Source organism: Allobosea sp. TAB14 (assembly GCF_052113865.1).
Lineage (GTDB): Bacteria > Pseudomonadota > Alphaproteobacteria > Rhizobiales > Beijerinckiaceae > Allobosea > Allobosea spartocytisi.
In genome coordinates this window covers 1-5090 of the sequence record NZ_JBFRDQ010000310.1, presented here as the reverse complement: position 1 = coordinate 5090, position 5090 = coordinate 1, and the positions used below count along the sequence as shown (strand labels likewise).

Sequence of the window (5090 nt, the reverse complement as noted above, 5' to 3'; positions counted from 1 at the left end):
GCCCTGGCTCACCGTGCGCGAGAATGTCGCGCTGCCCTTGCGGGTCGGCGGCAAACAGGTGGGGCAGGCGGAGGATGTCGACCGGCTGCTCGATGTCACTGGCCTCAAGGATTTCGGGCACCGCTACCCCTATGAGCTTTCGGGAGGCATGCAGCAGCGCGCCGGCATCTGCCGGGCGCTGGTGCGCAGCCCCCGCGTCCTGCTGATGGACGAGCCCTTCGGCGCGCTCGACGCGCTGACCCGCGAGCGGATGAACCTCGAACTCCAGCGCATCTGGCAGGCGAGCCGCAAGACCGTGATGCTGATCACGCATTCGATCTCGGAAGCGATCTTCCTCGCCGACCGCGTCGTGGTGATGTCGGCGCGCCCCGGCCGCGTCATCCGCGAACTCGAGGTGCCGATCCCGCGCCCGCGCTCCAATGACAGCATCATCAGCCACCCGGCCTATCCGGCGCTCGCCAAGGAAATCCGGGGCCTGCTCAACGCCCAGGGAGACGAATGATGAGCCAGGCACAGACCACCATCATCGCCGATTCCGCCGCGATCGAGAAAGCCGCGCCCCGGCCCAAGGCCGCCGCCGGCAAACGCCAGCGGAAGAAGGGCGTCAACGGCACCGCGATCACGCTCGTCGGCCTCGTCATCCTCTTCGCCGGCTGGGCGGCGGCGGTGAAGTATCTCGACGTTCCGTCCTACATCCTGCCGACGCCGCTCGCGGTGTGGAAGGCGCTCTGGTCGGGCCTCGCGGTCAGTCCGTCGAGCCCGCTCGGCTATTACCTGCCGCTCTGGGGCACGCTGAAGAACGCCGCGATCGGGCTCGCCATTGGCTCGGGCCTCGGCCTTACGCTCGGCTCGCTGATGGCCGAGAGCCGGCTGATCGAGAAGCTGGTGATGCCCTATGCCTTCGCGCTGCAATCGCTGCCGAAGGTGGCGATCGCGCCGCTGGTCGTGATCTGGTTCGGCTTCGGCGACGGCTCGAAGATCGCGATCTCGGCGCTGCTCGCCTTCTTCCCGATGCTGATCAACAGCTTCACCGGCCTGCGCGCCGTCGAGCCGGAGCGCATCGACCTGATGCGCTCGCTCTCGGCCTCGCGCTTCGAGACCTATCGCATCGTCAAGCTGCCCAACGCCGCGCCCTATATCTTCGCTGGGCTCGACATGGCGGTGGTCTACGCGCTGCTCGGCACCATCGTCGCCGAGTTCCTCGGCGCCCAGCAGGGCATGGGCGTCGTCATCACGCAGGCCCAGGCGGTGACCGACGTCGCCGGCGTCTTCGCCGCGCTCGTCATCCTGGGTGCGATGGGAATCCTGCTCCACGGCATCGTCCGCGGGCTGGAGGCACGCATCGTCCATTGGGGCGATCGCGGCCGCAAGTGAAACGACCWCAACCATAAGCAAGCAAGGGAGAACGTCATGATCACCCGCAGACAATGGCTCCAGGCCGGCAGCGTCTTCGCGACCGCGCTGGCGCTTGGCCCGCGCTCCGCCTTCGCGCAGCCGGCCAAGACGGTGAAGGTCGGCGTCGGCCTCAAGTCGATCAACGCCAGCGTCATCAACCTGCTGGTCGGCGAGGCGCTGGGCTACAATGCCGAGGAAGGCTTCAAGGTGCAGGGGCTGGCGCTCGGCGGCAACGCCAACGTCCAGGTCGCGACCGACAAGGGCGATGTCGATGTCGGTATCGGCGTGCCCTCCTACGCCCTGCCCATCCTCGCCCGGGGCGAATGGGGCCAGTCGCAATGGTTCTACCAGTACACCTATCCCTATAAATGGGACGTGGCGGTGAAGCCGGGCTCGGCGGTGAAGGCCTATGCCGACCTGAAGGGCAAGAAKATCGGCGTCTCCGATTTCGGCGGTACCGAATATCCCGTCACCCGCAACGTGCTGAAGTCGCTCGGCATCGACCCCGACAAGGACGTGAAGTGGACGGCGGTCGGCGCCGGCGTGCCGGCCGGCGTCGCACTCCAGCGCGGCGCGATCGATGCACTCGCCTATTACGATACCGGCTTCGGCATCATCGATGGCGCGGGCATCCCGCTCGAGCTGGTGAAGCGACCCGACAATCTGCCGATGATCGGCGGTCAGTTCCTGATGGGTCTGCGGCCGCGCATCCAGGCCGAGCGCGCCACCTTCGTCGGTTTCGGCCGCTCGACGGCCAAGGCTTCGCAGTTCATCCTCGAAAACCCGACGGCCGGCGCCAAGGCCTTCCTCAAGCTCTATCCGGAAACCGCCCCGCGCGGCTCCAGCGAGGAGCAGGCGGTGAAGTCGGTGCTGGAGGCGATCAGCCGGCGCATCAAGCTCTACGAGCCGCCCTATCAGGGTGCCAAGATGGGCTCGATCCGGGTCGACGAATTCGTCACGGAAGCCAAGATGAACGACTGGGACATCAAGGACTTCTCCAAGATCTACACCAACGATCTGATTGGCGAGATCAACAATTTCGATGCCGAGAAGATCCGGGCGCAGGCGCGCGCCTATACCGGATGAACGAGGGCGCTGGCCGCATCGCTGCCGGAGGGCGCGCGCATCGTCTTCATCGGCAGCCGCACGGCGGCGGGCTCGGCCGGACGCGCGCAATATGCCGCGACGAAGGCCGCGCTCGTCGGCATGGCCCGCTCCTTCGCGATCGAGCTCGCGCCGCGCCGGATCACGGTGAACGTGGTGGCTCCCGGCGCGACCGATACGCCGATGCTGAGGGACCCGAACCGGGCCTCCGTCGCGCCCAAGATGCCGCCGATGGGCCGGCTGGTGAAGCCGGAGGAGGTCGCGGCGACTGCCGCTTTCCTGCTCTCGAAAGGGGCCGCGAGCATCACCGGGCAGCAGATCGTCGTCTGCGGCGGTGCTTCGCTCTGAAGGCGGCGTTCTGAGGCCGAGACTCCGATTCAACCGGGCATCGTTCTGCTTCCCGGCACTTTCGACGCGTCAGTTCCTGAAATAGGTCGGGTGCAGCTCTCGCAGCGAGGGCACGAAGTCGAGTGAGCGGGAGAGGTGATCGCGCAGCGCGTCCTGGGCCGCGGCCGGATCTTCCGCCTCGACCGCATCGAGGATGGCGGTATGCGCCGCCAGGATCTCGCGCATCTTGCCTTCCTTGGGCAGATGCAGGCGCCGCAGCCGGTCGATATGGCCGCTCTGGCGCCGGACAAGCTCCCAGAGAACCGCCATATGCGCCGCATCGTACAAGCAGCGATGGAAGGCGTGGTCGGCGGCGGCGAAGGCCTCATGCTCGCCGAGATCGGCAAAGGCCGTCTGCTGCCGGACGAGGCTTCGCATCCTCGCCAGCACCGTCGGCTGCGGCGCGAGCGCAAGCGCCCGCACCAGCTCGAGCTCCACCGAGCGGCGCAGGAACTGGCCCTGCCGGGCGAGATCGAGGTCGATCGCACTGACGACGGTGGCGTGCTGGGGGAAGACGTCGACCAGCCGCTCTTCCTGCAGCTTCATCAGCGCGTCGCGGATCGGCGTCGAGGAGAAGCCGAAGCGCTCCTGCAATTCCTGCCGCGACAGCATCGTGCCCGGCGCCAGCGCCAGCGAGATGATCTCCTCGCGCAACAGGTCGAAGACGATGCCGGCACCGCCCTTGGTCGCCGGCTTGGGCGCTGCCGCAAATCTTTCGAGAAGGTCGCTCATCCTGTTCGCCTCTACCGCACCGGACCGAATACCGCATTCGGCGCGGCGTGACAGCTCCTTGCCGTACTTCGCATTTTAGCAAGCGCCGGTGCCCACAGGCTGGAACGCCGTCGTGCCGTTCGGATTTTAGCATGGCCGAAGGGTTGACGCACTAATGCATTAGTGGTTTGACTGATGCCAATCAAGGCGCATGGCCATCGGCCAAGGACGCGAACAAGAATCATCAGGGAGGGACATCATGCTCACACGCAGGCAGACGCTCGCGCTTGGTGCGGCGGCGGCAATCGGCGTTCATTCCGACGCAAGGGCGCAGGCGAAGACCGAGATCTCGCTGAGCCGCCAGCCCGGCATCCTCTACATGCCGACCCATGTCATCGAGAAGCAGAAGCTGATCGAGAAGCATGCCGAGAAGCTCGGCGTGGCCGGCGTCACCACGAAATGGGTGAACTTCTCGAATGGCGGGGCGCAGCAGGACGCGTTGCTCTCCGGCAGCGTCGACATCATCAACACCGGCACCGGGCCGCTGCTGGTGCTCTGGGACAAGTCGCGCGGCCGGGTGAAGGGGATCTGCGCCAGTTCCGCCCAGCCCGCGCTGCTGCTGACGCGCGACCCGCGGATCAAAACGCTCAAGGACTACAAGGAAGGCGACAAGATCGCGGTGCCGACCATCCGCGTCTCGACGCAGGCAATCCTGCTCCAGATCGCGGCCTCCGACCTGTTCGGCCCCGATAAATGGAACCATTTCGATGCGATGACGGTGCAGCTTGGCCATCCCGATGCGCTGATTGCGATGAAGAACCCGAGCCACGAGGTGAAGAGCCATTTCGCGGCGCCGCCCTTCCAGTTCTACGAACAGCAGCAGATTCCGGAGGTGCGGGTCGTCGCCAGCTCCGCCGACATCATGGGCTCGCCGCTGAGCCAGGGCCAGTTCATGACGACGACGGGCTTCGCGGAGGCCAATCCGAAGATCGTCCAGGCGCTGCGCAATGCGGCCGAGGAGGCGAAGGGCTTCATCGATACGAAGACGCCGGAGGCCGTCGAGATCTATCGCGAGGTCACGGGCGACAAGACCCCCTCCGACCAGATCCTGACGATGCTGAAGCAGCCCGGCATGATGGAGTGGAACATCTACCCGCAAGGCACGATGAAGTTCGCCGAGCACCTCGTCCGCACCGGCGGCGTCAAGACGACTCCGGCTTCGTGGAAGGACTATTATTTGCCGGTGGCGCATGACCTTTCAGGGAGCTGAGTTGGCTTCGCCGCATCTGTCCGCGCCGGTCCCGCCCGCGCCAATGTCGCGGGCCGTCGCCGTGGCCGAGCCCTTGCTCGACGTGTCCTCGGTCACCTTGCGCTACAAGCTGCCGGGGCGGGTGATCACCGCGACGGAGCGGGTCTCCTTCCAGGTCAACACCTCCGACCGTTTCGTGCTGCTGGGGCCGTCGGGCTGCGGCAAGTCGACCCTGCTCAAGGCG

The 5090-nt window shown here is 66.4% G+C and carries 7 protein-coding genes; 6 read left to right on the top strand and 1 reads right to left on the bottom strand.

Translation table 11 applies throughout. The features are described from left to right. From AB4Y99_RS26915 to AB4Y99_RS26900, 4 genes are all read left to right on the top strand, one after another. Positions 1 to 502 (top strand): ABC transporter ATP-binding protein (locus tag AB4Y99_RS26915; RefSeq protein WP_441525484.1); only part of this gene is annotated, 502 nt, incomplete at its 5' end. Beyond that, positions 502 to 1374: an ABC transporter permease gene (locus AB4Y99_RS26910; RefSeq protein ID WP_441525483.1), complete on the top strand. Its 873-nt coding sequence runs from the start codon at positions 502 to 504 to the stop codon at positions 1372 to 1374. The genes AB4Y99_RS26915 and AB4Y99_RS26910, both read left to right, overlap by 1 nt. A 36-nt stretch (positions 1375 to 1410) precedes the next feature. Further along, on the top strand, positions 1411 to 2481 hold the full coding sequence (locus AB4Y99_RS26905; protein ID WP_441525482.1) for an ABC transporter substrate-binding protein: 1071 nt from the start codon (positions 1411 to 1413) through the stop codon (positions 2479 to 2481). A 9-nt stretch (positions 2482 to 2490) separates the two neighbouring features. Beyond that, complete coding sequence (locus tag AB4Y99_RS26900; RefSeq protein WP_441525486.1) at positions 2491 to 2847, top strand: SDR family oxidoreductase; 357 nt, start codon at positions 2491 to 2493, stop codon at positions 2845 to 2847. A 69-nt stretch (positions 2848 to 2916) separates the two neighbouring features. Here the strand turns inward: AB4Y99_RS26900 and AB4Y99_RS26895 are convergent, their stop codons facing one another. Next, entirely contained in the window at positions 2917 to 3618 is a 702-nt protein-coding gene (locus AB4Y99_RS26895; protein ID WP_142021013.1) for a GntR family transcriptional regulator, read from the bottom strand. Positions 3619 to 3856: 238 nt separating this feature from the next. Between AB4Y99_RS26895 and AB4Y99_RS26890 the strand changes: the two genes are divergently transcribed. Both AB4Y99_RS26890 and AB4Y99_RS26885 read left to right on the top strand, forming a co-directional pair. Beyond that, positions 3857 to 4867: an ABC transporter substrate-binding protein gene (locus AB4Y99_RS26890; RefSeq protein WP_441525481.1), complete on the top strand. Its 1011-nt coding sequence runs from the start codon at positions 3857 to 3859 to the stop codon at positions 4865 to 4867. 43 nt (positions 4868 to 4910) lie between these two features. Continuing rightward, positions 4911 to 5090: ATP-binding cassette domain-containing protein (locus tag AB4Y99_RS26885; RefSeq protein WP_441525485.1), on the top strand; the 180-nt coding region annotated here is incomplete at its 3' end.

Bases quoted from the DNA above. Each gene is read 5' to 3' on its own strand.
- AB4Y99_RS26910 (WP_441525483.1), top strand. From the start codon at position 502: ATGAGCCAGGCACAGACCACCATCATCGCCGATTCCGCCGCGATCGAG.
- AB4Y99_RS26895 (WP_142021013.1), bottom strand. From the start codon at position 3,618: ATGAGCGACCTTCTCGAAAGATTTGCGGCAGCGCCCAAGCCGGCGACC.
- AB4Y99_RS26890 (WP_441525481.1), top strand. From the start codon at position 3,857: ATGCTCACACGCAGGCAGACGCTCGCGCTTGGTGCGGCGGCGGCAATC.